At 62.5% G+C, this 25,578-nt stretch carries 28 protein-coding genes, 1 tRNA gene, 1 pseudogene and 1 riboswitch; of the genes and pseudogenes, 27 read left to right on the top strand and 3 right to left on the bottom strand.

Features of this window, described 5'->3' with window-relative positions:
- From QUV35_RS01405 to QUV35_RS01325, 17 genes and pseudogenes are all read left to right on the top strand, one after another.
- Entirely contained in the window at nt 1–375 is a 375-nt protein-coding gene (locus QUV35_RS01405; RefSeq protein ID WP_300870518.1) for a DUF6172 family protein, read from the top strand.
- Nucleotides 329–2,449 (top strand): excinuclease ABC subunit UvrB, encoded by a 2,121-nt coding sequence (uvrB, locus tag QUV35_RS01400; RefSeq protein ID WP_300870349.1) that lies wholly within the window; start codon nt 329–331, stop codon nt 2,447–2,449. Before QUV35_RS01405 ends, uvrB begins: the two co-directional genes overlap by 47 nt.
- A gap of 353 nt (nt 2,450–2,802) precedes the next feature.
- A complete protein-coding gene (gene iscR, locus QUV35_RS01395; RefSeq protein ID WP_300870348.1) occupies nt 2,803–3,339 on the top strand; it encodes a Fe-S cluster assembly transcriptional regulator IscR in 537 nt (178 codons plus the stop codon).
- A gap of 106 nt (nt 3,340–3,445) precedes the next feature.
- The gene (locus tag QUV35_RS01390) at nt 3,446–4,663 is read left to right on the top strand and encodes an IscS subfamily cysteine desulfurase (RefSeq protein ID WP_300870347.1); all 1,218 of its coding nucleotides are present in this window, start codon (nt 3,446–3,448) and stop codon (nt 4,661–4,663) included.
- A 12-nt stretch (nt 4,664–4,675) separates the two neighbouring features.
- On the top strand, nt 4,676–5,062 hold the full coding sequence (gene iscU / locus QUV35_RS01385) for a Fe-S cluster assembly scaffold IscU (RefSeq protein ID WP_300870345.1): 387 nt from the start codon (nt 4,676–4,678) through the stop codon (nt 5,060–5,062).
- An 11-nt stretch (nt 5,063–5,073) separates the two neighbouring features.
- Complete coding sequence (gene iscA / locus QUV35_RS01380) at nt 5,074–5,397, top strand: iron-sulfur cluster assembly protein IscA (RefSeq protein WP_300870344.1); 324 nt, start codon at nt 5,074–5,076, stop codon at nt 5,395–5,397.
- A gap of 66 nt (nt 5,398–5,463) precedes the next feature.
- A complete protein-coding gene (hscB, locus tag QUV35_RS01375; RefSeq protein WP_300870517.1) occupies nt 5,464–5,982 on the top strand; it encodes a Fe-S protein assembly co-chaperone HscB in 519 nt (172 codons plus the stop codon).
- A 31-nt stretch (nt 5,983–6,013) separates the two neighbouring features.
- The gene (gene hscA / locus QUV35_RS01370) at nt 6,014–7,885 is read left to right on the top strand and encodes a Fe-S protein assembly chaperone HscA (RefSeq protein WP_300870342.1); all 1,872 of its coding nucleotides are present in this window, start codon (nt 6,014–6,016) and stop codon (nt 7,883–7,885) included.
- Nucleotides 7,886–7,896: 11 nt separating this feature from the next.
- Nucleotides 7,897–8,235: an ISC system 2Fe-2S type ferredoxin gene (gene fdx / locus QUV35_RS01365; protein WP_300870341.1), complete on the top strand. Its 339-nt coding sequence runs from the start codon at nt 7,897–7,899 to the stop codon at nt 8,233–8,235.
- Entirely contained in the window at nt 8,235–8,942 is a 708-nt protein-coding gene (gene dnaQ, locus QUV35_RS01360; RefSeq protein ID WP_300870340.1) for a DNA polymerase III subunit epsilon, read from the top strand. Before fdx ends, dnaQ begins: the two co-directional genes overlap by 1 nt.
- A gap of 69 nt (nt 8,943–9,011) precedes the next feature.
- Nucleotides 9,012–9,086: transfer RNA gene (locus QUV35_RS01355), tRNA-Val, on the top strand.
- A 178-nt stretch (nt 9,087–9,264) separates the two neighbouring features.
- Nucleotides 9,265–9,477, top strand: a pseudogene (locus QUV35_RS01350) (winged helix-turn-helix domain-containing protein); the annotation flags it as partial.
- Between the two features lie 272 nt (nt 9,478–9,749).
- Nucleotides 9,750–10,184: a restriction endonuclease gene (locus QUV35_RS01345; protein WP_300870339.1), complete on the top strand. Its 435-nt coding sequence runs from the start codon at nt 9,750–9,752 to the stop codon at nt 10,182–10,184.
- On the top strand, nt 10,184–10,510 hold the full coding sequence (locus QUV35_RS01340) for a GIY-YIG nuclease family protein (protein WP_300870338.1): 327 nt from the start codon (nt 10,184–10,186) through the stop codon (nt 10,508–10,510). Before QUV35_RS01345 ends, QUV35_RS01340 begins: the two co-directional genes overlap by 1 nt.
- 732 nt (nt 10,511–11,242) lie before the next feature.
- Nucleotides 11,243–11,341, top strand: a riboswitch (SAM-I-IV-variant riboswitch).
- Nucleotides 11,342–11,467: 126 nt separating this feature from the next.
- Entirely contained in the window at nt 11,468–11,794 is a 327-nt protein-coding gene (locus QUV35_RS01335) for a hypothetical protein (RefSeq protein ID WP_300870337.1), read from the top strand.
- Nucleotides 11,791–12,045: a hypothetical protein gene (locus QUV35_RS01330; RefSeq protein WP_300870336.1), complete on the top strand. Its 255-nt coding sequence runs from the start codon at nt 11,791–11,793 to the stop codon at nt 12,043–12,045. Before QUV35_RS01335 ends, QUV35_RS01330 begins: the two co-directional genes overlap by 4 nt.
- Complete coding sequence (locus tag QUV35_RS01325; RefSeq protein ID WP_300870335.1) at nt 12,038–12,418, top strand: hypothetical protein; 381 nt, start codon at nt 12,038–12,040, stop codon at nt 12,416–12,418. Before QUV35_RS01330 ends, QUV35_RS01325 begins: the two co-directional genes overlap by 8 nt.
- Nucleotides 12,419–12,650: 232 nt before the next feature.
- Here the strand turns inward: QUV35_RS01325 and QUV35_RS01320 are convergent, their stop codons facing one another.
- Nucleotides 12,651–13,424, bottom strand: a complete 774-nt coding sequence (locus QUV35_RS01320; RefSeq protein ID WP_300870334.1) for an IclR family transcriptional regulator C-terminal domain-containing protein — start codon at nt 13,422–13,424, stop codon at nt 12,651–12,653.
- Between the two features lie 151 nt (nt 13,425–13,575).
- Between QUV35_RS01320 and QUV35_RS01315 the strand changes: the two genes are divergently transcribed.
- The 10 genes from QUV35_RS01315 to QUV35_RS01270 all read left to right on the top strand — a co-directional run bounded on the left by QUV35_RS01315 (nt 13,576) and on the right by QUV35_RS01270 (nt 23,482).
- On the top strand, nt 13,576–14,841 hold the full coding sequence (locus QUV35_RS01315; RefSeq protein WP_300870333.1) for a Rieske 2Fe-2S domain-containing protein: 1,266 nt from the start codon (nt 13,576–13,578) through the stop codon (nt 14,839–14,841).
- The gene (locus QUV35_RS01310; protein WP_300870332.1) at nt 14,838–15,314 is read left to right on the top strand and encodes an aromatic-ring-hydroxylating dioxygenase subunit beta; all 477 of its coding nucleotides are present in this window, start codon (nt 14,838–14,840) and stop codon (nt 15,312–15,314) included. Before QUV35_RS01315 ends, QUV35_RS01310 begins: the two co-directional genes overlap by 4 nt.
- Before the next feature lie 7 nt (nt 15,315–15,321).
- Entirely contained in the window at nt 15,322–16,356 is a 1,035-nt protein-coding gene (locus tag QUV35_RS01305; RefSeq protein WP_300870331.1) for a 2Fe-2S iron-sulfur cluster-binding protein, read from the top strand.
- Nucleotides 16,357–16,381: 25 nt separating this feature from the next.
- Entirely contained in the window at nt 16,382–17,602 is a 1,221-nt protein-coding gene (locus tag QUV35_RS01300) for a cytochrome P450 (RefSeq protein ID WP_300870330.1), read from the top strand.
- Nucleotides 17,603–17,634: 32 nt separating this feature from the next.
- A complete protein-coding gene (locus QUV35_RS01295) occupies nt 17,635–17,958 on the top strand; it encodes a 2Fe-2S iron-sulfur cluster-binding protein (RefSeq protein ID WP_300870329.1) in 324 nt (107 codons plus the stop codon).
- A complete protein-coding gene (locus QUV35_RS01290) occupies nt 17,958–19,139 on the top strand; it encodes an FAD-dependent oxidoreductase (RefSeq protein WP_300870327.1) in 1,182 nt (393 codons plus the stop codon). The genes QUV35_RS01295 and QUV35_RS01290 overlap by 1 nt, the downstream gene beginning before the upstream one ends.
- A 50-nt stretch (nt 19,140–19,189) precedes the next feature.
- A complete protein-coding gene (locus QUV35_RS01285) occupies nt 19,190–19,945 on the top strand; it encodes a glucose 1-dehydrogenase (RefSeq protein WP_300870325.1) in 756 nt (251 codons plus the stop codon).
- A 14-nt stretch (nt 19,946–19,959) separates the two neighbouring features.
- Nucleotides 19,960–21,408 carry an NAD-dependent succinate-semialdehyde dehydrogenase gene (locus QUV35_RS01280; RefSeq protein WP_300870324.1) on the top strand — a complete coding sequence of 483 codons (1,449 nt, stop codon included), beginning with the start codon at nt 19,960–19,962 and terminating at the stop codon, nt 21,406–21,408.
- Between the two features lie 74 nt (nt 21,409–21,482).
- Nucleotides 21,483–22,535 carry a TRAP transporter substrate-binding protein gene (locus QUV35_RS01275; RefSeq protein WP_300870322.1) on the top strand — a complete coding sequence of 351 codons (1,053 nt, stop codon included), beginning with the start codon at nt 21,483–21,485 and terminating at the stop codon, nt 22,533–22,535.
- On the top strand, nt 22,532–23,482 hold the full coding sequence (locus QUV35_RS01270; protein WP_300870321.1) for a 4-hydroxythreonine-4-phosphate dehydrogenase PdxA: 951 nt from the start codon (nt 22,532–22,534) through the stop codon (nt 23,480–23,482). The genes QUV35_RS01275 and QUV35_RS01270 overlap by 4 nt, the downstream gene beginning before the upstream one ends.
- A 178-nt stretch (nt 23,483–23,660) precedes the next feature.
- Here the strand turns inward: QUV35_RS01270 and QUV35_RS01265 are convergent, their stop codons facing one another.
- Nucleotides 23,661–24,008 carry a KTSC domain-containing protein gene (locus tag QUV35_RS01265; RefSeq protein ID WP_300870320.1) on the bottom strand — a complete coding sequence of 116 codons (348 nt, stop codon included), beginning with the start codon at nt 24,006–24,008 and terminating at the stop codon, nt 23,661–23,663.
- A 109-nt stretch (nt 24,009–24,117) separates the two neighbouring features.
- On the bottom strand, nt 24,118–25,485 hold the full coding sequence (locus QUV35_RS01260; RefSeq protein WP_300870319.1) for a hypothetical protein: 1,368 nt from the start codon (nt 25,483–25,485) through the stop codon (nt 24,118–24,120).
- Nucleotides 25,486–25,578 lie beyond the last annotated feature (93 nt).

The raw sequence follows: 25,578 nt of genomic DNA, 5'->3' as shown, positions 1-25,578 counted from the left end.
ATGCGAAAAACCTTTCAGTTGACCCAAGAGGGCCGTCACCGCGACCGTGTGCTTGAAGCCGTCAAGCACGAGATCCGCAAGTACCTCAAGCGCGAGCGTCGTCGCGAGCTGCCGGACGGCGTGGATTTTCTGGACTTCGATTGCCGCTGCGGCGCGACGAAAGATTCGGCCGAGGTGGTGCACCTGTCGGCCCTGATGGCAGGACTGGACGCCGTGGCGAAAGAGGGCGCGGCCGAGGCCTATGTGGAGATCCTGGCCAAGCCCGGGATTCGCCAGGCCCGCCCCAGCGGCACCAGCGCCAAAGATGACCATCCGGCACAATCTGCCGATGCTCCCGATCACACTGCCCCAACCGCCGAAGACCCCGCTGCTTGAGGTGGACAACGGGCCACCCGCCGAGGGTGAGTTCGTCCGGTTTCCCGGCTCTCCGTTCGAACTGTTCCTGCCCTATCCGCCCGCGGGCGACCAGCCCGAAGCCATCCGCAAGCTGGTCGAAGGCGTGAACGACGGCGAGGTGTTCCAGACCCTGCTGGGCGTGACCGGTTCGGGCAAGACCTTCACCATGGCCAACGTGATTGCACGGCTGGGCCGTCCGGCCATCGTGTTTGCACCCAACAAGACGCTGGCCGCGCAGCTCTACAGCGAATTCCGCGAGTTCTTCCCGAAAAACGCGGTCGAGTACTTCGTCAGCTACTACGACTATTACCAGCCCGAGGCCTATGTGCCGCAGCGCGACCTGTTCATCGAAAAGGACAGCGCGATCAACGAGCACATCGAACAGATGCGGCTGAGCTGCACCAAGAGCATCCTGGAGCGGCGCGACGTGATCATCGTGGCCACAGTCTCGGCCATTTACGGCATCGGCAAGCCCGAGAGCTACCACCAGATGGTGATGACGCTGCGGGTGGGCGACAAGGTGGGGCAGCGCGACCTGATCGCCCAGCTGGTTCGCATGCAGTACGCCCGCAACGAGCAGGACTTCAGCCGTGGCAAGTTTCGCGTGCGCGGCGACACCATCGATGTGTTTCCGGCCGAGCACTCGGAAATGGCGATCCGCATCGAGCTGTTCGACGACGAAGTCGAGACGCTGCAGTTGTTCGACCCGCTGACCGGCAAGGTGCGGCAGAAGATCCCGCGTTTCACGGTCTACCCCAGCAGCCATTACGTGACGCCCCGCGAGCAGGTGCTCAGCGCTGTCGAAGGCATCAAGCTGGAGCTCGCCGACCGACTGAAGGAACTGGTGGGCATGGGCAAACTGGTGGAGGCGCAACGGCTGGAGCAGCGCACCCGTTTCGACCTGGAAATGCTCAGCGAGGTCGGACACTGCAAGGGCATCGAGAACTATTCCCGCCATCTTTCGGGGAGTCTGCCGGGGGAGCCGCCATCCACGCTGACGGACTACCTGCCCAAGGACGCGATGATGTTCCTGGACGAGAGCCACGTGCTGATCGGCCAGTTCGGCGGCATGTACAACGGTGACCGCGCGCGCAAGACCACGCTGGTCGAGTACGGCTTTCGCCTGCCCAGTGCGCTGGACAACCGGCCCCTGAAGTTCGACGAATTCGAGCAGCGCATGCGCCAGGTGGTGTTTGTCTCGGCCACGCCGGCCGACTATGAAAAGACGCACGCCGGCCAGGTGGTCGAGCAGCTCGTGCGGCCCACCGGCCTGGTGGACCCGGAGCTCGAAGTGCGCCCGGCCACCCACCAGGTGGACGATGTGCTGCAGGAGATCCGCATCCGGGTGGAAAAGAACGAGCGGGTGCTGATCACCACCCTGACCAAACGCATGGCAGAGCAGCTCACCGACTACCTGACTGAAAACGGCGTGAAGGTGCGCTACCTGCACAGCGACGTGGACACGGTCGAGCGGGTGGAGATTCTGCGCGACCTGCGCCTGGGTGCGTTCGACGTGCTGGTGGGCATCAACCTGCTGCGCGAAGGCCTGGACATTCCCGAGGTGTCCCTGGTCGCCATCCTCGATGCCGACAAGGAGGGTTTCCTGCGGTCTGAGCGCAGCCTGATCCAGACCATCGGGCGCGCCGCGCGCAACCTCAACGGGCGCGCCATCCTGTATGCCGATCGCATCACCGAGTCGATGAAGAAGGCCATCGACGAGACCAACCGCCGTCGTGCCAGACAGGTGGCCCACAACCTGGCCATGGGCATCGAGCCACGCAGCATCAACAAGCGCATCAAGGACCTGATCGATGGCGTGTACAGCGAGAAGGCGGGCAAGGAAGCCGATCGCCTGGCCGCCGACAGTGCCCACCGCGCCAGCATCGACGAGATGAGCGAGAAGGATGTGGCGCGCGAGATCAAGCGGCTGGAAAAGCTCATGCTGGAGCACGCGCGCAACCTCGAATTCGAGAAGGCGGCGGGTGTGCGCGACCAGTTGGGCCGGCTCAAGGCATCGGTCTTCGGCGCGTCTGGCGTGGACAACATCGCCTGACGGTCGGCCAGGCGCCGGCGTTGCGTTCGCCTTTTCCCATCCCTTTTTTCCCTTTCGGCTGAACGTTTTCCCACGGAGGCATGTCTCACTCTGTGCACAAGTGCTCAAAAGTGACTGATTGGTCTCTTTTTATTCTTTTTAGTCTGAAACTCCATTTGTCCTAGACAAAGAGAGTTTTTGGATTAAGATGCTGAGCAAATCAGTAGGCTTTTAAGATATACTCGACGAAAACAGTCGGGAAAGCCTTCGATGAAGCGACCAGAAATGGTCAGGGTGGGCGGAGAAGGGGTTCAAGGGGTGATACCCGTTGGGCCAGTCAACGACGGTCAAGCCAACATTTAAGGAGCTTGAAAATGCGCCTCACGACCAAAGGCCGCTTTGCGGTCACAGCCATGATTGACCTGGCCCTGCGCCAGAACAACGGACCCGTGACGCTGGCGGCGATCAGCCAGCGGCAGCAGATCTCGTTGTCTTACCTCGAGCAGTTGTTCGGCAAGCTGCGCCGCCACGAACTCGTCGAGTCGACGCGTGGGCCAGGCGGTGGATACACGCTGGGCCGCAAGGCGGGCGAGATCACCGTGGCCGACATCATCGTGTCGGTGGACGAGCCGATCGACGCCACGCAGTGCGGAGGCAAGGAAAACTGCCTGGGCGAAGGGCACCGCTGCATGACGCACGAACTGTGGGCCGCGCTGAACACCAAGATGGTGGACTTCCTTGACTCTGTCTCGCTGCAGTCGCTGGTGGACGAACAGCTCGCCAAAGGCGTGGTGGTGGAAAACGCTCCCATGATCAAGCGCGCCATTTCCAGTGCACCGGTGGTCAAGCCCATTCGCGTCAACGCGCCCAATTCGGTGTTCGCACTGGGTGGAGTTGCGTTTTCCAAATGAGCCCGCGGGCCCGGGGCCTTGCCTCGGGCAAGCGCAGGCCTTGTGTCAGCCAGCACCGGCATCGTCCATTTTTTGATTCATTCAGCCAGCCTCGAGAACGCCAGCCATGAGCACTCCGCATTTCCCCATCTACATGGACTACAGCGCGACCAACCCCTGCGATCCGCGGGTGGTGGACGCCATGATCCCGTGGTTGCGTGAGCACTTCGGCAACCCCGCGTCGCGCAGCCACGCCTGGGGTTGGGAAGCAGAAAAGGCCGTGGAGGCCGCACGCGAACAAGTGGCCGCACTGATCAATGCCGACCCGCGGGAGATCGTGTGGACCAGCGGCGCGACCGAATCCAACAACCTTGCGCTCAAGGGCGCGGCGCATTTCTACAAGACCAAGGGCAAGCACCTGATCACGGTGAAGACCGAGCACAAGGCTGTGCTCGACACCTGCCGCGAACTCGAGCGCCAGGGCTTCGAGGTGACCTACCTCGATGTCCAGGCCGACGGCCTGCTCGACCTCGATGTGTTCCGGGCGGCGATCCGTCCCGACACCATCATTGCTTCTGTCATGTTCGTGAACAACGAGATCGGCGTGATCCAGGACATCGGCGCCATCGGCGCGATCTGCCGCGAGAAGGGCGTGATCTTCCACGTGGACGCGGCGCAGGCCACCGGCCGGGTTGACATCGACCTGCAGACGCTGCCGGTTGACCTGATGAGCCTGACGTCGCACAAGACCTATGGTCCCAAAGGCATCGGTGCCCTGTATGTGCGGCGCAAGCCACGCATCCGCATCGAGGCACAGATGCATGGCGGTGGACACGAGCGCGGCATGCGCTCGGGCACCCTGCCCACGCACCAGTGCGTCGGCATGGGCGAGGCTTACCGCATTGCCAAGGAAGAGATGCATGAAGAGAACCTGCGGATTCAGGCGCTGCACGAGCGCATGCTCGCCGGCCTGAAAGACGTGGAAGAGGTTTTCATCAACGGCCACGAGACAAAGCGTGTGCCGCACAACCTCAACATGAGCTTCAACTACGTCGAAGGCGAGTCGCTGATCATGGGCATCAAAGGCCTGGCGGTGTCGTCGGGTTCCGCCTGCACGTCGGCCAGCCTGGAGCCCAGCTATGTGTTGCGCGCCCTGGGTCGCAGCGACGAGTTGGCTCACAGCAGCCTGCGCATGACGATCGGCCGCTGGACCACCGAGGCCGAGATTGACTATGCGGTGGCCACGATCAAGGAAAACGTGGCGAAGTTGCGCGAACTCTCCCCGCTCTGGGAGATGTTCAAAGACGGTATCGACCTGTCCACCATCCAGTGGGCGGCACACTGAAGGAGAAAGAACATGGCTTATTCGGAAAAAGTGGTTGACCACTATGAAAACCCGCGCAATGTGGGCTCGTTCGAAAAGGGCGACGACAGCGTCGGCACCGGCATGGTGGGTGCTCCCGCCTGCGGCGACGTGATGAAGCTGCAGATCAAGGTCAACCCGTCCACGGGCGTGATCGAGGACGCGCGCTTCAAGACCTACGGCTGCGGCTCGGCCATTGCGTCATCGTCTCTGGTGACCGAATGGGTCAAGGGCAAGACGCTCGACGAAGCCGCCGCGTTGAAGAACAGCCAGATCGCTGAAGAGCTGGCGCTGCCACCGGTGAAGATCCACTGCTCCATCCTCGCCGAAGACGCGATCAAGGCGGCGGTCGACGACTACCGCAAGAAGCACAGCCACTGAGCGGCCAACCCATGTCCATTTCGATTTCTGAGGCCGCTGCGCGCCACGTCACCCGCTACATTGCCAAACGGGGCAGGGGCGTGGGCGTGCGTCTGGGCGTGAAGACCACGGGTTGCTCGGGCATGGCCTACAAGCTCGAATATGCCGACGAGATTGCGCCGGAGGACGTCGTGTTCGAAGACAACGGCGTGAAGGTACTGGTTGACCCCAAGAGCCTGGCCTACATCGACGGCACGCAGCTCGACTTCGTTCGCGAAGGCCTCAACGAAGGCTTTCGTTTCAACAACCCGAATGAACGCGACCGCTGTGGTTGCGGCGAAAGCTTCCGGGTCTGATGCCCTGACGGTCCCTTTTTGAAGCCGCCCGCACTGCGAAGTGCCGGCGGCTTTTGCTTGATGAACCTGAACCTGCAATCGAACGATTTCGCCATCTTCGGCATCGAGCCCCGCTTCGAGCTCGACCGGGCCGCGCTTGACGCGCGCTGGAAAGACCTGCAACGCGAAGCCCACCCCGACCGGTTTGCCACCGCAGATGCGCAGGCGCAGCGCCAGGCCATGCAATGGTCGGTGCGAATCAACGAGGCCCACCAGCGCCTGAAGGATCCGCTCAAACGTGCTGCCTACTTGTGCGAGTTGCACGGCGCGCCGATTCAGGCCGAGAACAACACGGCCATGCCCGCCGCTTTCCTCATGCAGCAGATGCAGTGGCGAGAGGAGCTTGACGAAGCCGGGGGGCTGGAAGAACTCGAACGCATGGCCGACGACGTGGCCGCCGCACGACGAGCCATGCTGGAAGGCCTGCAGACCACCGCCGACGAGAAACACGACTGGCCCGAACTGGCCCGCCAGGTCAGAGCCCTTATGTTCGTTGAGCGCTTTGCGCGCGATGTGGAAAGCCGTATCGATCTGCTGGGACAATAGACTGCTGTTTCCTTTGAACCGATCGTGACCCATGGCGCTTCTGCAGATTTCCGAACCCGGCCAATCCCTTGACCCCCATCAGCGCCGCGTGGCGGTGGGCATCGACCTGGGCACCACGCATTCGCTGGTGGCCGCTGTGCGGCACGGTGTCTCTGAATGCCTGCCGGCCGTTGATGGCCGTGTGATCCTGCCCAGCGTGGTGCGCTACCTCGACCCGGCGCAGGGCGGCGCTGGCCGGCAGATCGGTTATGAGGCGCTGGCCGCGCAGGTGCAGGACCCTGCCAACACGGTGAGTTCGGTCAAGCGCCTCATGGGACGCAGCCGGGCGCAGTTGGTCGATGTGGACAAACTTTCCTACCGCGTGGTTGAGCAGGACGGCATGGCGGTGGTCGAGACGGTGGCTGGGCGCAAGACACCGATGGAGGTGAGTGCGGAAATTCTCGCCACGCTGCGGTTTCGCGCCGAGGACAGCTTTGACGACGAGCTCTACGGTGCCGTGATCACGGTGCCTGCCTACTTCGATGATGCGCAGCGCCAGGCCACCAAGGATGCGGCGCAACTGGCCGGCATCAACGTGCTGCGCCTGATCAACGAACCCACGGCCGCAGCCATTGCCTATGGCCTGGACAACGGTTCCGAAGGCGTCTATGCCATCTACGACCTGGGGGGTGGCACCTTCGACATTTCCATCTTGCGCCTTACCAAAGGCGTCTTCGAAGTGATGGCCACCGGCGGCGATTCGGCCCTGGGTGGTGACGACTACGATCAGTTGCTGGCGGCCTGGGTGCTGGCGCAACAGGGCGTGAGCGCGGTGCTCGACGCTTCGGAGCGGGCCGCCGTGCACGCCGAAGCGCGCCGTGTGAAAGAGGCCCTGTCGTCAACGGCCAGTGAAACCTTCCGCGCCAGCGTGGCCGGTCGGGCCATCGAGCAGGCTGTGACCCCCGCCGACTTCGAGGCCTGCACCGCCGCGCTCACCAGCCGCACCATGACGGCTGTGCGCAAGGTGCTGCGTGATGCCGGCATCGGCAAGGACGAGGTGAAGGGTGTGGTCATGGTCGGGGGTTCGACCCGCATGCCGGTGGTGCGCCGCACGGTGGGCGAGTTCTTCGGCCAGGAGCCTCTGACCAACCTGAATCCCGACGAGGTGGTGGCGCTGGGCGCGGCCATCCAGGCCAACGCGCTGGCGGGCAACAGCCGCGACGGCGACCTGCTGCTGCTCGATGTGATCCCGCTCTCGCTGGGCCTGGAAACCATGGGGGGTCTGGTCGAACGCATCGTGCCGCGCAACAGCGCCATCCCCACGGCGCTGGCTCAGGACTTCACCACCTACCAGGACGGTCAGACCGCGCTGGCGCTGCACGTGGTGCAGGGCGAGCGCGATCTGGTTGCCGATTGCCGCAGCCTCGCGCGGTTCGAGCTGCGCGGCATTCCTCCCATGGTGGCCGGTGCGGCGCGCATTCGCGTGACCTTCACCGTGGATGCCGACGGCTTGCTGTCGGTCAGTGCCAAGGAGCAGGGCAGCGGCGTCGAGGCGCGCGTGGATGTCAAGCCGGCCTATGGCCTGTCCGACGAACAGATCGCCGCCATGCTGCAAGACAGTTTCGCCACGGCGGAGCAGGACATCCGTGCCCGCGCGCTGGTCGAAGCCCGCGTGGACGCAGACCGCATGATTGCCGCCACCCGCACCGCGCTGGCCGCCGATGCCGACCTGCTCGATGCACCGGAGCGCGAGGCGATCGACGGCCTCATGGCCACCCTGGCAGCGAGCGTGGGTGGCGAGGACGCGCAGGCGATCGAAGCCGCCACCAGCGAACTGGCCAAGGCCACGGAGCCTTTCGCCGCACTCCGCATGAACCGTGGCATTCGCCAGGCCTTGTCCGGCAAGAAACTCGAAGAAGTCTGAGAACCCCCCCCATGCCCACGATCAAAATCCTGCCCCACCCCGAATACTGCCCCCAGGGCGCGAGCATCACCGCCCCTGCGGGCACCTCGATCTGCGAAGCCCTGCTCGACAACAAGATCAACATCGAACACGCCTGCGACATGAGTGCGGCCTGCACGACCTGTCATGTGATCGTTCGCGAGGGTTTCAACAGCCTGAACGAACCCGACGAGACGGAAGAAGACCTGCTGGACCGCGCCTGGGGCCTGGAGCCGAACTCGCGCCTGTCGTGCCAGGCCTTGCTGGCGCAAGCCGACGTCACGGTGGAAATTCCCAAGTACTCGATCAATCACGCCAAGGAGCTTCACTGATGCGCCAGATCGTGCTGGACACCGAAACCACCGGCCTGTCTGCCGACAACGGTGACCGGATCATCGAGATCGGCTGTGTCGAGTTGCTCAACCGCAAGCTCACCGGCAACAACCTGCACTTCTATGTGAACCCCGAGCGCGACAGCCACGAGGACGCGCTCAAGGTGCACGGCATCAGCAACGAGTTCTTGCGCGACAAGCCCAGGTTCGCAGCCATTGCCGATGAATTGCTGGAGTACCTGCGGGACGCTGAACTGATCATCCACAACGCGCCGTTCGACATCAGTTTTCTGAACAAGGAACTCGAGCGGCTGGGTCGGCCCTCCATCAAGACCGTGATCGGGCAGGTCACCGACAGCCTGGTGATGGCCAAGGAGATGTTCCCGGGCAAGCGCAACGGCCTCGACGCCCTGTGCGACCGGCTCGGCGTGGACAACTCGGGCCGCACACTGCATGGCGCCCTGCTGGACGCCGAGCTGCTGGCCGACGTCTACATCAACATGACGCGTGGCCAGGACGCCCTGCTCATGGACCTGGGCGACGCGCCGGATGAGAACGGGCTGGTCGAGACAGTGGACCTGAGCCGCTTCACGCTGCCGGTGCTGGTCGCCAACGAACAGGAAGCGCAGGCCCACGAGGGCGTGCTGAGCGACCTCGACAAGGCCAGCAAGGGAAAAACCGTCTGGCGTTCGTTGCAGCTGTCCTGAAGCAGCGGAAAACCTGGCTATAATCTGAGGCTTCCGACAGATCGATCAGACGACAGGATCCGATTTTTCGGGCGGTTAGCTCAGTGGTAGAGCACTGCCTTCACACGGCAGGGGTCGCAGGTTCGAACCCTGCACCGCCCACCAGCAAATAAGCTGTAGAAACAAGGACTTACGAGAAATCGTAGGTCCTTTTTTCTTGTCGCGAGTTTTCTGCACTCCGCTTGGGACTCCGTCCAGTTTCTGGGCCCAATCTGCGTGCATATGCGGCCACCGCGCACGTTGCGCGGCTGCGACGGAATCGCATCCCCCTATTATTCGTTGCATGGCTGTCCCCACCTACATCGACTGCATGCTTCCCTTCCTGGCCCTGCTCAAGGACGGGAAAGAATGGCCCGTGCGTGAGCTCAACGAGGTACTCGCAGGCCACTTCGCGTTGACACCGGCGGAGCGCGCCGAGATGCTGCCCAGCGGCCAGGCGGGGCTCTTTGTGAACCGGGCCACGTGGGCCCGTACCTACCTCAAGAAGGCTGCGTTCATCGAGTCCCCTCGGCGCGGCGTGTTCAAGATCACCCCCCGTGGCCTGGATGTACTGGCTGAGGGTGTGACCTTGATCGACCCCAAGTACTTGGCTCGCTTCCCTGAATTCCAAGAATTTCAGCGTGCCTCGCAACCGCAGGAAGACAGCACCACTACATCACCGGCCACGAGCGTGACCGAAACGGAAGCCACCCCGGAAGAGGCCATCGAGAGCGCCTACCAGGGTCTGCGCCAGCAGCTTGCGCAAGAACTGTTGGCCAAGATCCTCACTTGCTCGCCGACCTTCTTCGAGTACCTGGTGGTGGAGCTCTGGTCAAGATGGGCTACGGCGGCAGCCGCAAGGACGCGGGCGAACGCATCGGCCAAAGCGGCGACGGCGGCATCGACGGGATCATCAAGGAAGACCGCCTGGGGCTCGACACGATCTTCATCCAGGCCAAGCGGTGGCAGGGTTCCGTCGGGCGCCCCGAGATCCAGAAGTTCGTTGGTGCGCTGCAGGGCCAGCGCGCTCGCAAGGGGGTGTTCATCACCACCTCAAGCTACACGGCCGAGGCAACCGCATACGCCGGTCAGATCGACACCAAAGTCGTGCTCATCGACGGCCAGAAGTTGGCCAGTCTGATGATCGATTTCGACGTCGGCGTTTCTGCTGCCGCGATCTACACGGTAAAGCGGATCGACTCCGACTATTTTGAAGAGGCTTGATGGCGGCGGAAGCTAGAAGCGACGGCCAGGCGTACGTCGTCTACAAAATCACTTACCCGAACGGAAAAATCTACGTTGGTCAGGATCGCACTGACAGTGCGAACTACTTCGGCAGCGCCGACAGCAAACTGATCGCACAAGACTTCACTCGCGAACAGTCGCGGGACTTCTCCATCAGGAAGGAAATCCTCTGGGAGTCGTCCACTGCGACACGCGAGGAGCTGAACCGGAAAGAGATCGAGCTGATCCTGGCGCTGAAGTCCAACGATCCTGTTGTCGGCTACAACCGATGGCCTCGGATTACCGCTCCCAAGCAAGCCGAGTGAACTCACAAAGGCGTAAGGGGCGTCGTAGCGACTGCGCCATCTTTGCGTTGCCTGCGAGCGCCAGCATGTTGGCTCGCCCGACAGACTTGAAACACCAAGGGCTTTGTCTTGCCGGTGTCCCACACCTATCTACGTTTGCCAAGCCCAGGTAGACCGCCACTAACGATGCTGACCCAGACGCTCTTCGGCGGTTTCTTGGACTCCTCCAGTTGACGCACCGCTTCACGATGAGCCGCCATCAAGTGTTGCTGCATGTGCAAGCTGTTGTAGTGCTCCCCACAGAATATGCATTCGACAACACTTATTGGTCTAGCCGTCCCTCTATTTACTTCTTTCCTCGGTACCACGTAGGTTCGAGCAGCGGCGGCTTTCTTTTTCGCCTTTTTTGACGATGCCTTCAGAACGACCTTGTTGGGTGGCTGCACCTTGGGGGCAACCACTTTGGAGTTGATTGCTCTCGGGGCTGGGCTTGCGGCAGCACCGCCCATCAAACCTTTTGCTCTTCGGACCAGGCATGGGAGACATTGAAATACCCCGGGCTGTTCAATATCAACTCCGCAGTCAACGCACGCTGTCATCACGTTGCAACTGCTCCCGTCTTCGGTATGCGCGACCAGAGAAAATTCATTTGCATGCAGCTACTCTTTTGAAAGCACCGCCAGATGTCACGGCAACAAAGTGTCTAGATGGCGCACAGCATAAACCGTCTGCTTAGCGAGCCGCTAAAATGTCGTTATGCATCAAGAGCGAGCCGCCGGGCTCCACCAACCTGCCGATCCGGGCAAGGTGGTCCACACGATGAGGCCCCCCGGGGCAACAAAGCGGAACCCGGCAGCCCGTCCTCGTGACGGGCATTGTTGTTTCTGATGCCCGATGGGCTGGTCCACCACAAGGACTGGGTGAGTTGTCTGCTTGCTGGCCCGGCGTTTTGCCAGACAGCTAAACCAGGAGTTCTTCATGAAGTTCAAGCTCGGCGATGTGTGCATTGCCATCAGCCCTTTCCCCCTCAACGACGGCTTGAAGGTCGTCATCGCTGGCGTGAACCCCACCTACGTGCTACCCGGTCACACCGATGTCCACCCCTACCTGATCCGCCGCGTTGGGGGTGCGCCGTTCCCTCGCATCTCGATGGGTGGTGGCCGCCAGGCCTGGTACCGCATAACGGCCGCCTGGGCGCGCGAGCGCCACCTGCTGCCCTGCGACGGGCTGACCGACGCTGAGGCCAAGGCGCTGGCCAAGATGCCCGTGCACCCGCACGACTGGCTGGTGGCGCTCAGCTCATGAACCACCACACCCAACGCCCCACACTGATGGCTCTGGACGTCCTGGTGAGCCACCGCGTGGCCGCTGGTCTGCCGGTGGACTTGGGCGTGATCACTGGCCTGCGTGAACAGGTTGAGGACGTTCTGGAGGCTGCCCTGGCCGGCGTGGAGGTCGGCGCCATGCCCGAGGGCTGGTCGGCCGAGGAAGCGCTCGAACAAGTGGCGCTACGCGCGGCCATGGAAATAATGCTGAGCGCGCCCCGCCATGGCTGAAGCGCAGTTCACCACCGGCTGTGGGCGCGAGGTTTTCCTCGAGCGGCTGGACATCCGCACCAGCACCCTCTGGATTTTGGAAGGCAGCGCCGAGACCATTCGGGCCGAGGTGCTGCAGCGCATCCCCGACGAGGTGAGCAGTGGCTATGGGCAAACAGGTCTGTTGCTGCACGAGCCGCCGCCAGGGCCCCTGCCAGCGTTCACCTACTTCATGCAGCTGCACAGCTACGTGCCGCTCAAGCCGGATGCAGACTGCTCGTCGATGGTGGCGGTCTGGTTCGACGACGCGCTGCCGGCCGACTTGCCGGGCGAACTGGCGGCGCAGGTGCGGCGCATCACGTGGGAGGAGCACGCGGTGGACGGGGTGTACTGAAGGTCGGCTTGGGCAGGCCGCTGGCCGGCTGCTTTGGGCCCACTGCGGCCGGCTGCCAACTCGGTGTCAAAAACTGTTGTGCAGCGACTGCCGTCGGTCGCGGCCGGGAGGCAAGTTCACGGTGCCTGGCACGACGCTGTTATCCACTTACTGCGTATCGCATCAGCATCGATAACCGGTATCGTGGAGCTGCAGTCATCTAGCGTGGCAGGCCGCAGGTAGCTGCCTGTTGCTACAGCTGCAGTGCAAACGTCCTGCGTGCCACTTCAAGCTCTGGCATCAATTTGTTCACGACATCGTCGCGAGACATGCGTGAAGTAGCTACCGACAGGCTCATTGCTCCCAATAGCTCGCCCTTACGATTGCGCACCGGTACGGCAATTGAGCGCAGTCCGATCTCCAGTTCTTCGTCGCTTATCGAGTAGCCGCACTCTCGCGCCGCCTGCACCTCGTTCATCAGTGCAGACACGTCGGTCTTGGTTTTTGGCGTAATTGCTTGTCGGCTCATACGCTGCAGGCGGAATTCGACCTCCTCATCCGGCATCCCCGCGAGAAGTACGCGACCGGTGGCCGAACAGTACGCGGGCAATCGCGCCCCGATGCCGAGTCCGAAGGACAAGCTGCGTCGCTGAGTTGAGCGCGCCACGAAAACGACAAAGTGCGAGTCAAGCACCGCGAGAGATGCGGACTCGCGCGTGCGCTCACTGGTGATTTCCAGGATCGGCTGCGCGACCTTTGTCAGCGGCGTGGAATTCACGTACGCGTGTACCAGCCGCAACGTACGAGGCTCAAGCGAAAAATGTCGGCCCGAAGCGCGTGCATACCCCAGCTTGACGAGGGTGAGCAGGGCGCGGCGGGTCGAGGCTTTGCTGTGTCCTGTGATGTCTGCCGCTTCGGTCAAGGTCAGCGGCGAATTGCTGACGCCGAACGCCTCGATAAGCAGCAGGCCTTTCTCCAGCCCCATTACGTATTCCTTGTCCACCACGGCACGCACATCGTCATCCATTTGTGGCCTCATTCAAAGTTGAATAAGTTCGATATTCGAACATTTTGCCCGATTTTGTTGACCCTCATCAATCCGAAAAATACAGTAGTGGTTCACTAAACGGTCAAAAGTTCGATATGCGAATTCTCAAAGACCCATCAGGTACCCAGATATGAGCGCCTCCGCAACAGCCTCCGCCACCACTACCCTGCTGAATTTTTGGCCAACTGGGAAATTCACCCGCATCCCATACCATCTATACCAGGAGCCGGCAGTGCTCGAAGCCGAGCAGCAGCGCGTATTCGAAGGCGCGACTTGGAACTACCTCTGCCTTGAAGCCGAACTGCCTGAACCCGGCGACTACCGCACCACCTTCCTCGGCCGCATGCCGGTGGTGGTGGCTCGCGACAGCGACGGTGAGGTTTACGCGTTCGAGAATCGCTGTTCGCACCGCGGCGCGCTGATCGTGCTCGACGACGGGGGCACCGCGCGCGACTTCCAGTGCGTGTACCACGCGTGGCGTTACGACCGCCAGGGCAACCTCAAGGGAATCGCGTTCCAGAACGGCGTGAACGGCGAAGGCGGCATGGACCCGGCCTTCTGCATGAAGAGCCACGGCCCGCGCAAGCTGCGCACCAGCGTGTTCTGCGGCCTGGTTTTCGGCAGCCTGAGCGACGATGTGCCCGACCTCGAGGACTACCTCGGACCCGAAATCGCGCGCGGCATCTCGCGAGTGCTGCATAAACCGGTGCAGATCCTGGGCCGCTTCAAGCAGACGCTGCCCAACAACTGGAAGCTCTACGTGGAGAACGTGCGCGACACCTACCACGCCAGCCTGCTGCACGTGTTCTTCACCACCTTCCGCCTCAACCGCCTTTCGCAGAAGGGCGGCGTGGTGGTCAGCGAAGACGGCGGCAACCACATCAGCTTCTCGGCTATCGATCCGGCGGCCGAAATGAGCGAGGACTACCAGGCCGAGGAACTGCGCTCGGAGAAGGACGACTTCAAGCTTGAGGACTCCACATTGCTGAAAGGCCTGGACGAATTCGGCGACGGCGTGACGCTGCAGATACTCTCGGTGTTCCCGGGTTTCGTGCTGGCGCAGATCCAGAACACCTTGGCGGTGCGCCAGGTACTGCCCGAAGGCGTCGAGTCCACGGCGCTGAACTGGGTCTACCTCGGTTTCAAGGACGATACGCCCGAGCTGCGCACCAAGCGCCACAAGCAATCCAACCTGATCGGTCCGGCCGGTTTCGTCTCGATGGAAGACGGTGCGGTAGGTGGCTTCGTGCAGCGCGGCATCGCCAGCGCCGGTGGCCATGCAGCGATCGTCGAGATGGGTGGCGACAGCGTGCGCTCGCAAGGCAGCCGCACCACGGAAGCGTCCGTGCGCGGCTTCTGGAAAGCCTACCGCCTGCACATGGGAGCGGGTGCATGAGCGCGGTGATCGACACCGCGAGCGCGTTGGCGCTCAATGCTTATTGCGCGCGCTGCATCGACAACGACGAGCTCGAGGCCTGGACCCAGCTCTTCACCGAGCAGTGCGTGTACCGCGTGACCACCGCAGATAACCACGCGCAGGGCATGGAAGCCAGCCTCATCTACGCCGACTCGCGCGCGATGCTCAACGACCGCGTGCTCTCGCTGCGCACGGCAAACGTGTACGAGAAGCAGCGCTACCGGCACCTGGTGGGCCTGCCTGTGCTGCTCGGCGAAACGCAGCGCGGCCAGCATAGCGAAACACCCTTCCTGGTGGTGCGCGTCATGCGCGGCGGCGAGACAATGATCTTCGCCACCGGTCGCTACCTCGATGAACTGGTGATCGACGGCACCGACACGCTGCGACTGGCCAGTCGCGTCGTGGTCTGCGACAGCCACAACACCGACACGCTGCTGGCTATTCCACTGTGAGCACGCCGTGAGCACCACATACCTCATCCATATCGCCGGACTTGGCAACGCTGTGCCCTGCACCGAGGGCCAGACCGTGCTCGACGCGGTACGACACGCGGGCTACGAGATGCCGTTCTCGTGCAACTCGGGCGTGTGCGCAAGCTGCAAGGGCCGCGTGGTCTCGGGTCGGGTGAGCCCCGGCGCGGCCGGCGACCACACTCTCACCGCCGACGAGATCTTGCAAGGGCAGGTGCTGTTCTGTCAGGCCAGGCCACTCACCGATATCGCGATCGAACCGCGCCAGATCGAGAAGACCGATCCGAACGCGCGCCGCCAGCTCGACGCCAGGGTCATGCGCATTGACTTTCTGGCCGGCGACGTGGCACGTCTCAAGCTGCGTTTTCCCGCAGGCGAGAAAGTTAAATTCAAGGCAGGTCAATACCTGCAGGTCCTGCTGCCAGATGGCCAGCGCCGCAGTTTCTCCATGGCCAATCCACCACACCAGAACGACGGCGCCGAACTGCACATCCGCCTGCTCGGGGGAGGTGCGTTTTCACAAAGGCTCGCGCAGGACCTCAGCGTCGGCGACACACTTCCGGTGGAGTTGCCGCACGGCGACTTCCACCTGCGCGAGAACAGCGACGCTCCCATCGTCATGCTGGCCAGTGGCACCGGTTTTGCACCGATCAAGTCCATGGTGGAAGACGGCCTGCGCCAGGGCCAGCGGCGCGAGATCGCGTTGTACTGGGGCGCGCGCACCGAGAAAGACCTGTACCTGCTCGACCTAGCGCGCGGTTGGGCCCGACAGGCCGGCCTGCGCTTCGTGCCCGTGCTTTCCGAACCCGATACCGGCTGGACCGGCCGCACCGGCTTCGTGCACCAAGCCGTGCTGCAAGACCACGACAGCCTCGCCGGCCACCAGGTGTATGCATGCGGTGCGCCCGCCATGGTGAGCGCGGCGCGAAGCGAATTCATTGCCACACGGGGTCTACCGCACGACGCGTTCTTCTGCGACTCGTTCGTGATTGCCCAACCCCGCACACCCGCGCTGGCCGATTGAAGCGCACCCGAAGAGGAGCTCACAGATGACCCACCCCAACCCCTACACCGACGTTCCCACCAGCGACTTCGATCCCTACATCACCGAGGTACTGGCCAACCCCTACCCGCACTACGAACAATTGCGCGAGCTTGGCACCTGGGCCTGGCTGGAGCGTTACGGTGTGCTTGCGGTCGCGCGCCACGCCGAGGTGCAGCGCATCCTGTCGCAGCCAGATGTGTTTTGCTCCAGCGCTGGCGTGGGCCTGGCCAACTTCCACACTGAAACGCCGTGGCGCAAACCCAGCATCATTCTGGAAGCCGACCCACCCCACCACAGCCGCACGCGCAAGGTGGTAGCGCGCGTGCTGTCGCCAGCGTCCATCGGCCGCTTGCGCGCCACCTTCGAAGACGTGGCGGCGCGCATGGTCGACAGTCTGGTGGAGCGCGGTTCGTTCGACGCCGCCAAAGACCTCTGCGAAGCCTTCCCCATCAAGGCCTTCGGTGACGCCGTGGGCCTGCCCGCCGAGGGGCGCGAGCACCTGCTTCCGTATGGCGACATGGTGTTCAACGGTTTCGGCCCGATCAACGAGCGCTTCCAGGCTCGCATGGACAGCTCTGGCGAGGCGGTGAACTGGATCGCCCAGGTGTGCCAGCGCGACGCGCTCACCAAGGATGGCCTGGGTGCACAGCTCTTCGCCGCCGCCGACGCGGGCGAGATCGGCCACGACGAAGCTGGCATGCTGGTGCGCACCCTGCTCTCCGCCGGGCTGGACACCACCGTGTTCACGCTGTGCAACGCCATCACCTGCTTCGCGCGCCACCCCGAACAATGGGCGCTGCTGCGCGAAGACCCTTCGCTGGCCCGCCAAGCGCTCGAGGAGGTGCTGCGCTTCGACAGCACCTTCCATTCGTTCTACCGCACCAGCACGCAGGACGTGGAACTCGGCGGCATCATCGTGAAAGCCGGCCAGAAGATCGTCGTATTCATTGCCTCGGCCAACCGCGACCCGCGCCGCTGGCCCAACGCCGACCGCTTCGACATCACACGCCGCGCCACCGGCCACATGGCCTTCGGCACCGGCATCCACGGCTGCGCGGGCCAGATGATGGCGCGCCTCGAGGGCGAGATCGTGCTCACCGCGCTGGCGCGCCGAGTGGCTTCGTTCCGTCTTGACGGCGAGCCAGTCCAGCATTTCAACAACACCGTGCGCGGGCTGAAGCACATGCCGGTTACGGTCGAGCCGCTGCTGGCGGCCGTTGACTAACTATTCCACAGAAACCACGAAAGAGGCCCACGATGCCCCAGATTGTTTACGTGCAACCCGACGGCTCGCGCGAATCCGTCCCCGCCAGCGCCGGTGCCACGGTCATGGCGACGGCCGTCACCCACGGCATCGCCGGCATCGTCGCCGAATGCGGTGGTTCGGCCATGTGCGCCACCTGCCATGTGTACGTGGACCCGGCCTCGGTCGGCCTCCTGCCGTCCACCAGCGAAGTCGAGAACGAAATGCTCGCCAGCGCAGCGAGCGAACGCCAGGAACACAGCCGTCTCGGTTGCCAGCTCGTGCTCGCCGCCGGCGTTGACGAGCTGATCGTGCACATCCCGGAGCGCCAGGTCTGATGGTCCACGGCGTCGTCATCGTCGGCACCGGGCAGGGCGGTTTTCAGCTTGCGGCGTCGCTGCGCGAGTCGGGCTTTGCGGCGCCCATCACCCTGGTGGGCGACGAGCCAGGCCTGCCTTACCAGCGCCCGCCACTGTCCAAAGGTTTCCTGCAGGCCAAGGTGGACGAGACCGGCCTGCTGCTGCGCCCGCCCGCGTTCTACGAGCGCATCGGCGCACGCGTGCTCGGCGGTACGCGGGTGCAAGGTATCGACCGTGTGGCGCGCCTGGTGCGGCTCTCCAACGGCGAGGCGCTGTCCTACGACCACCTGGTGCTCGCCACCGGCGCGGCCGCACGCACGCTGGCCGTGCCAGGCGCCGACCTGCAAGGCGTCTTCGTGCTGCGCGGACTCGTGGATGCACAGCGCATCCGCGCGCGGCTGGCCCAGGCGCAAGCGGTGGCCGTGGTCGGCGCCGGCTTCATCGGTCTGGAACTCGCGGCCGTGGCGCGCGGCATGGGCCTGCCAATGCACGTCGCCGAGACCGCCGCGCGGCCCCTGGCGCGCGCTCTCTCGGTGCCGATGGCGCTGCACCTGCAGGCGTTCCACGAAGCGCAGGGCACGCGGTTTCATCTATCGGCGCAGCTCGCTGCCATTGAAGGCGCACACGGCCACGCCACCGGCCTGCGCCTGCGGGATGGCAGCCACATCGCGGCCGACCTGGTGGTGGTCGCGGTCGGCGTGAGCCCAAACGACCAGCTGGCGCGCGGTGCCGGCCTGGCGGTCGGCAACGGCATTGAGGTAGACGAGCTGCTGCTCACCAGCGATCCGGCCATTTCCGCACTCGGCGATTGCGCGAGTTTTCCATTTGTTTTCAGCGGTGGTGCCCGTGTGCGCATCGAGTCGGTGCAGAACGCAGTCGACCAAGCGCGCTGCATCTCCGCGCGCCTGTGCGGCCAAGCAGCGCCATACGCCAAAGTGCCCTGGTTCTGGAGCGAGCAAGGTCTTTGCCGGCTGCAGATGGCGGGCCTGGCCGAGCCGGGTGACCGCAGCGACATCGAGGGAGACCCGGCCAGTGGCCGCTTCTCGGTGCTGCGCTACCGCGGCGACCAGCTGAGCGCCGTCGAATCCCTAAACGACCCCGCCGCGCACATGCGCGCACGCAAAGCCCTCGCGCCCGCGCCCACGCTCGCACCGGCCTAAGGCCATAGCCCTATTCAACACCTACCCCTTCCCACAGAAAGAGACAACACATGACAGCAGCATCCCGGGTCATAGCGGTCACTGGCGGCGCCAGCGGCATTGGTTTCGCCTTCTCTGAAGCGCTCTCGCGCGCCGGCCACCAAGTCGTCATCGCCGACCTTCGCGGTGCCGCAGAAGCGGCCGAGCGCCTCAAGGCCCAGGGCTTGAAGGCCATAGGCACGCAGACCGATGTGGTCAATCCTGCCGACGTGGCAGGGATGGTCGAACAGGCCGTGAAAGCGTTCGACCGGCTCGACGTGCTGGTGAACAACGCCGGCCTGTTCACCACGCTCACGCTCAAACCATTCGAACAGATCAGCGACGCCGAGTGGATGCGTGTGATGGAAGTCAACACCCTCGGGCCCTTTGTGTGCGCAAAAGCGGTCGTGCCCGCGATGCGCAAGAACGGCTTTGGCCGCATCGTGAACATCGCGTCCACCACGCCGATCAAGGGCACGCCCAACATGTTGCACTACGTGGCCAGCAAGGGTGCGGTGATCGCATTCACCCGCTCACTGGCACGCGAACTCGGCAAGGACAACATCACCGTCAACGCCATCGCACCAGGCTTCACGCTGAGTGACGGCGTGCTCGAAAACGACATGCACAGCAAGATGGGCGACGTGGTGCGAAAAACCAGCCGCTCGCTGCAGCGCGACCAGGTGCCCGAGGATCTGGTCGGCGCGCTGTTATTCCTCGCGAGCGACGGCGCGGGGTTCATCACCGGCCAGACCATTGCCGTCGATGGTGGCTCAGTGTTCATCTGATCGGCTGATCCGCCATGACCGACTCTACCTACGGCAAGCCGTTCCTTTACATCGATGGCGAATTCATTGAAGGTGGCGACCGCCCGCACCAGAACATCATCAACCCGGCCAACGGCGAGGTAATCGGCTCGCTACCGCATGCACGCGGCGACGACCTCGACCGTGCGCTGCATGCGGCGCAACGCGCCTTCGAAACCTGGCGCAAGAGTTCACCGCTCCAGCGCTCAAAGGTACTGCGCCGTGTGGCCGAACTCACGCGCGAACGCGCACCGCAGATTGCGCGCCAGATCACGCTCGATCAGGGCAAGCCGCTAGGAGAGGCTCTGCTGGAAGTGACCACCTGTGCCGAACACGCGGAGTGGCACGCCGAGGAATGCCGCCGAATCTATGGGCGCGTCATTCCAGCGCGTTTGCCGCATGTACGTCAGCTGGTTCTTCGTGAGCCTGTCGGAGTATGTGTGGCCTTCACGCCCTGGAATTTTCCGTTCAACCAGGCCATTCGAAAGATGGTGGCGGCGATCGGCGCGGGCTGCACGCTGGTGCTGAAGGGGCCGGAGGATTCGCCGGGCGCAGTGATTGCACTCGCACGCATGTTCCACGAAGCAGGCCTGCCGGCGGGCGTGCTCAATGTCGTATGGGGCGTGCCGTCAGAGGTGTCGGACCACCTGATCCGCTCGCCCATCTCGCGCAAGGTGTCGTTCACCGGCTCAGTGCCGGTGGGCAAGCAGCTGGCGTCGCTCGCCGGTCTGCACATGAAGCGCATCAGCATGGAGCTTGGCGGGCACTCGCCCGTGGTGGTTTTCGACGACGCCGACGTTGACGACGCAGCGACTCTGCTGGCACGTTTCAAGGCGCGCAACGCGGGGCAGCTGTGCATTGCGCCCAGCCGCTTCTTCGTGCAGGAGAAGGTGTACGACCGCTTCCTCGACACCTTCACGAAAGCCTACGGTGGCTTAAAGGTTGGTGACGGAATGGACGAGCACACGCAGATGGGCCCACTGGCGCATCTGCGCCGGGTCGATGCCATGGAGAGTTTCGTGGCCGATGCGCTGGAGCGCGGTGCGAAGCTGGCTATCGGCGGCACACGGCTCGCCGGCCCGGGCTACTTCTACCCGCCCACCGTCCTCACCGACATCCCTGACGACGCCCGCCTGATGGTCGAAGAACCCTTCGGCCCGGTCGCGCCGATCACACGCTTCAAGGATGCAGAAGAAGTGTTGCAGCGCGCTAACGCCCTGCCATTCGGCCTTACCGCTTTCGTGTTCACCGGCTCCATCAAAACGTCCGAACGCATGGTCAACGGCCTGGAGGTGGGCATGGTGAACGTGAACCACTTCGGCATCACGTTGGCAGAAACACCATTCGGTGGCGTGAAGGACAGCGGAATGGGCAGCGAGGGCGGCAGTGAAACCTTCGACAGCTACCTCGTCACAAAGTTCGTTTCGCAGGCCAGCCCTGCTTGATCACCCTCATTACAAGAAGCCAGCACCGACCAGGGGGCCGGAACGCCTTTCCCATCAATCCAGGAGACAACACCATGATGCAACGCAGAACCCTCATCAAATCGGCGGCGGCAGCCGTTTCCCTTGGAGCGCCCACCCTGGGCGTCTTCGCTCAGCAAGTCATAACTCTGAAGTTCCACACCTTCATGGCCCCGACTTCAAATGTTTATCTCAACGCACACAAGGCATGGATGTCGAAAGTGGAGAACGACTCGGGCGGACGTATCCGCTTCGAAGGCTATCCCGCCATGCAGCTGGGGGGTTCACCGGGTCAGCTCTTCGACCAGGCGCGAGATGGTGTTGTCGACATCGTATGGACTCTGGCCGGCCTCACACCCGGGCGATTCCCGCGGACCGAAGTGTTCGAACTTCCGTTCATGACCATGGACGCCATCGGAGCTTCCCGTGCGGCATGGGAGTACCTCGAAACCCTCGCAGCCGATGAATTCAAGGACGTTCAGCCGCTTGCCTTTCACACCCACGGGCCAGGCGTGCTGCACTCAAAGAGCAAGGCCATCAACAGCGCTGCTGACCTGCGGGGTCTGAAGATGCGCGGTCCGACCCGCCAGGCCACCAAACTGCTCGCCGCCGCCGGGGCTTCTGCCGTGGGCATGCCATTGCCACAGATTCCCGACGCGTTGTCCAAAGGAGTCATCGACGGTGCAGCGTTGCCCTGGGAGGTGATTCCTTCGGTGAAGGTGCATGAGCTTGTGCAACACCACAGCGAATTCGCTCCAGGAAAGCCAGCACTCTACAACACCGCGTTCGTGATGGTGATGAACAAAAGGAAATACGCTTCGCTGACAGGGGACGTCAAGAAGGTGATCGATGACAACTCGGGCGTGGAGACCTCGGCCTGGTTCGGGAAGGTGCAACAGGACCACGATCCCATCAGCCGCAAGATGGCGACCGATCGCGGCAACAAGGTGCACGTTTTCAACGAGGCTCAAACTAACGAGTTTGTACAACTCACTGGCGCCATCGCCAGCGAATGGGTCCAGGAGATGAACAGGCGGGGACAGGACGGCGAGAAGCTCCTGGCGGGTGCAAAGGCGCTCATTGCTAAACACAGGCCCAAGACCGCATGACCAGCAGTGCGCGGCTTGCCATTTCGATTGGCGACCCGAATGGCATCGGACCTGAGATCGCGCTCAAGGCGATAGCTGCAATGCCCCCGTCCGAGCATGACCGCTTTGTGCTGTTCGGCCCGGATTCGGTGCTGCGCCGCTGCGCCGAGCAGCTGAACCTGAGCTGGGTGCTAGAGGGTGTTCGCTGCCACGAGGCAGGCGCCCTTGATCCGGCTGCAGCCATTCCGGGTCGGATTGACGCAGCGGCTGGCGCTTCAGCAGTGGCAAGTGCCACCGCGGCCATTCAGGCGGCACAGGCGGGCGCTTGCGACGCTGTCATTGCCTGCCCGCACCATGAGACAGCGATCGCGAAGGCAGGCATCACATTCAGCGGATACCCTTCTCTGGTCGCGCGAGTGTGCGGTCAGCCTGCTGAATCTGTTTTCTTGATGCTGGTGGGCGGAGGCTTGCGTATCGTGCATGTCACTCTGCACGAGAGTGTTCGAACTGCTCTTGATCGCCTCAGCACCGACTTGATTGTGCATGCCACACACGCAGGCATCCTTGCCTGTCGGCAATTAGGCCTGGCGACACCTCGCATAGGCATGTTCGGCATCAATCCACACGCATCAGAGGGCCAATTGTTTGGCTTGGATGACTCGCTGATGGTGCAGCCTGCGGTGGCGCAGTTGCGTGCGGAAGGCCACGACGTAAGCGAGCCGACGGGCGCAGACACCATACTGGCCAATAGGCAGCACGACCTCTATGTAGCCATGTTCCATGATCAGGGGCATATTCCAATCAAGCTGCTTGCACCCAACGCCGCAAGCGCGCTCAGCGTGGGAGGAGACGTGGTGCTTTCCAGTGTGGGCCACGGAAGCGCGATGGACATTGCCGGCAAAGGCATCGCCAGTCCCGAGGCATTGCTCCGAACCATTGGCCTGCTGAGTTCCGCACCCAGCGTGTAACGCCTCTAATGGGACATTGAGGAAGCGATAGCTGTTGTGGACGTCTCGCGTTCAGCTCAACCGCTTCTTGTCGCCTACGGAATAGCTGCAGGTCACGTCTAACTGAAGGTTAGGCATAAAAAATCGATTGAACGAAGTGAGCGAATGTCCGGTCGTGGCCGATTGCTGTCTCTTCAGCTCATTGCCGATACTTCTTGGGGATGGGGTGCGTACGGCAGTCGAAGGGGCCGTCAGATCCGCTTCCGCGAATGCGCGTCTGAAAGTACTGGCGCTTTGAACTGGCCTGGAGAAGACCTTGCACAGTTGCGGCGTCGATCTCGCAGTAGTGGTAGTTCGTGGCCTTCAGCTGAATGACCATGTACCGCTCTGCCTTGTCGTAGCAGATCCGCGAAACGTCGCTGCTCTCGTTGACCGCCGTGCACGCGAACGAGTCCAATGAAACTGCACCGTGGTACTTCACTTGAACCGTCTCGGCCGTTGCGAGTTGGCATGCGAACACAAGCGCTGAAAGAATGACGATCTTCAAAGTGCCCTCCAATTCCCCGACATATTTTTAAGCTTGCCGCAACGTCTGCCGCCCGTGGCGAGTGTACTGTCGCCCGACAACAATGTGGGCCTGCCAGGATCGGGAGCCCTCACTCCTCAATTACCCGCTCTGGAGACGGCAAAATCCACCCATCAGATTGCAAAAAGGTCAATACTTCGGCGTACTTCTCAGTTCGACGAACACGATGAACGTGTTGATAAAAGCGACCTCGCGCGTCAATTGTTGGCCGGTCTGTTGGTTTAGCATTGCGAAGCAAGGCGAGCAGAAGCGTGTCTGTTTCTGCTGCGTCCCAGTTCTGATCGTTCGAAATGACAGCATCGCACACTTGGTCAAGCTGTTTGCTGCTTAATCGGCCAGCAAAAGGGTTGATGAGGTCACTGAAGTTCATTTCTGAAGTACGCCATCCACCAGATTCTTGGTATTCCTCGATCGCCTTCGACCACAGATCGGTAAGTGATTGAAAGGCTATTGCCTCAGCCAACTGTTTGCGACTGAGACCTGCGATCAAGCTTAATAGCGCAACACGGAACTGCGGAAGTGTCACTCCGGCCAAGATACGATAGTCAAATCCAGCATCAGCGCTTGCATTGTGGACAGTCTCTTGCAGGGCTGTCTGCGTCGATTGCTGAAGCCGAGGCCAAAAATCCGGAAAGGCAGCGACGAAGGCAATTGTGCGGGGTCTGTTTGTAGGGTCCTGACTGTCCAAAAGCCACACGATAGCGAGTGAAACATCTGCCCAGGAATGACCAGCACGATCCCGTATCGCGACGAGCGAAGAGGCGATTTTGTTGTTGAGCGAATTCCATTGGACAGGAACTCCCTTGAGAAGAGATTTCGCGAGCACAGTTCCAAAATTGCGAACGTTTTGAGCGCGTACGCGCGCGAGGTACCGTTGCTCGACATAGTCTAGGATGCGATCGTGGTTCCCAGGAAAGCCAGGCGACTGCACATCAACGTCATAGAGATCGAAGATGGCTTTGCCTTGCAGTGGCTCCTGGGAGAGCACCAGATCAACCGCATTGACGAGGTGAAGGCGCACCAGTTCAGACGATGGCTCAAACAGCTCGGCTTCGGCGGAGAACGCCGGATGAGCACATAGGTGTCTATCTTCGCGCAGACGGTGCAAGTGCGATCGGGCTATACGGTTGACGACCTGGGTGTTGGCAGTTGCGTCCTCCAAGAGGTTCGCCTCAAGGTGAAGCAACTTTGGGACGTCGCCTGAGGCAGTCGCGTTGTCCCAAGACTGAAGAAATGCAGTCGCAGCGGCATCGCCCATGGCACTTAACTCACGGTACTTCGAGATCAAGTCGTACACAAGCGAGACCCATGCAGATGTGAGTGCACCACGTAGCGCGCCCGCCTTATACGCCTTCACGGCGTCAAGAAAGTACGTTCTCGACTGAGGATGCCGAATTCGTGTGAGCAGGATGTCTAGATCAATAAAGCCTGTATCCACGGGGCCAATTCCAAAGAGTATCAATCATGGGAGTATCACCTAGGGATGGTGTTCAAAACCGGCGCAGCGAAGCCTGCTGAGCGCATGAATTTC

Source organism: Hydrogenophaga sp., from assembly GCF_030373225.1.
In the GTDB taxonomy this organism is placed as follows: Bacteria; Pseudomonadota; Gammaproteobacteria; order Burkholderiales; family Burkholderiaceae_C; genus Hydrogenophaga.
Note: the sequence above shows the minus strand (reverse complement) of the source record. Positions and strands in the feature narration are given on the sequence as shown.

Excerpts from the sequence above, each read along its gene's own strand:
- QUV35_RS01320 (WP_300870334.1), bottom strand. The coding sequence starts at position 13,424 with ATGGATGACGATGTGCGTGCCGTGGTGGACAAGGAATACGTAATGGGG.
- QUV35_RS01280 (WP_300870324.1), top strand. The coding sequence starts at position 19,960 with ATGACCGACTCTACCTACGGCAAGCCGTTCCTTTACATCGATGGCGAA.
- iscU (WP_300870345.1), top strand. The coding sequence starts at position 4,676 with ATGGCTTATTCGGAAAAAGTGGTTGACCACTATGAAAACCCGCGCAAT.
- hscA (WP_300870342.1), top strand. The coding sequence starts at position 6,014 with ATGGCGCTTCTGCAGATTTCCGAACCCGGCCAATCCCTTGACCCCCAT.
- QUV35_RS01300 (WP_300870330.1), top strand. The coding sequence starts at position 16,382 with ATGACCCACCCCAACCCCTACACCGACGTTCCCACCAGCGACTTCGAT.
- QUV35_RS01325 (WP_300870335.1), top strand. The coding sequence starts at position 12,038 with ATGGCTGAAGCGCAGTTCACCACCGGCTGTGGGCGCGAGGTTTTCCTC.
- QUV35_RS01315 (WP_300870333.1), top strand. The coding sequence starts at position 13,576 with ATGAGCGCCTCCGCAACAGCCTCCGCCACCACTACCCTGCTGAATTTT.
- QUV35_RS01340 (WP_300870338.1), top strand. The coding sequence starts at position 10,184 with ATGGCGGCGGAAGCTAGAAGCGACGGCCAGGCGTACGTCGTCTACAAA.
- QUV35_RS01285 (WP_300870325.1), top strand. The coding sequence starts at position 19,190 with ATGACAGCAGCATCCCGGGTCATAGCGGTCACTGGCGGCGCCAGCGGC.
- dnaQ (WP_300870340.1), top strand. The coding sequence starts at position 8,235 with ATGCGCCAGATCGTGCTGGACACCGAAACCACCGGCCTGTCTGCCGAC.
- iscR (WP_300870348.1), top strand. The coding sequence starts at position 2,803 with ATGCGCCTCACGACCAAAGGCCGCTTTGCGGTCACAGCCATGATTGAC.
- iscA (WP_300870344.1), top strand. The coding sequence starts at position 5,074 with ATGTCCATTTCGATTTCTGAGGCCGCTGCGCGCCACGTCACCCGCTAC.
- QUV35_RS01270 (WP_300870321.1), top strand. The coding sequence starts at position 22,532 with ATGACCAGCAGTGCGCGGCTTGCCATTTCGATTGGCGACCCGAATGGC.
- QUV35_RS01335 (WP_300870337.1), top strand. The coding sequence starts at position 11,468 with ATGAAGTTCAAGCTCGGCGATGTGTGCATTGCCATCAGCCCTTTCCCC.
- uvrB (WP_300870349.1), top strand. The coding sequence starts at position 329 with ATGCTCCCGATCACACTGCCCCAACCGCCGAAGACCCCGCTGCTTGAG.
- QUV35_RS01295 (WP_300870329.1), top strand. The coding sequence starts at position 17,635 with ATGCCCCAGATTGTTTACGTGCAACCCGACGGCTCGCGCGAATCCGTC.
- QUV35_RS01275 (WP_300870322.1), top strand. The coding sequence starts at position 21,483 with ATGATGCAACGCAGAACCCTCATCAAATCGGCGGCGGCAGCCGTTTCC.
- QUV35_RS01290 (WP_300870327.1), top strand. The coding sequence starts at position 17,958 with ATGGTCCACGGCGTCGTCATCGTCGGCACCGGGCAGGGCGGTTTTCAG.
- QUV35_RS01310 (WP_300870332.1), top strand. The coding sequence starts at position 14,838 with ATGAGCGCGGTGATCGACACCGCGAGCGCGTTGGCGCTCAATGCTTAT.
- QUV35_RS01330 (WP_300870336.1), top strand. The coding sequence starts at position 11,791 with ATGAACCACCACACCCAACGCCCCACACTGATGGCTCTGGACGTCCTG.
- fdx (WP_300870341.1), top strand. The coding sequence starts at position 7,897 with ATGCCCACGATCAAAATCCTGCCCCACCCCGAATACTGCCCCCAGGGC.
- QUV35_RS01390 (WP_300870347.1), top strand. The coding sequence starts at position 3,446 with ATGAGCACTCCGCATTTCCCCATCTACATGGACTACAGCGCGACCAAC.
- QUV35_RS01405 (WP_300870518.1), top strand. The coding sequence starts at position 1 with ATGCGAAAAACCTTTCAGTTGACCCAAGAGGGCCGTCACCGCGACCGT.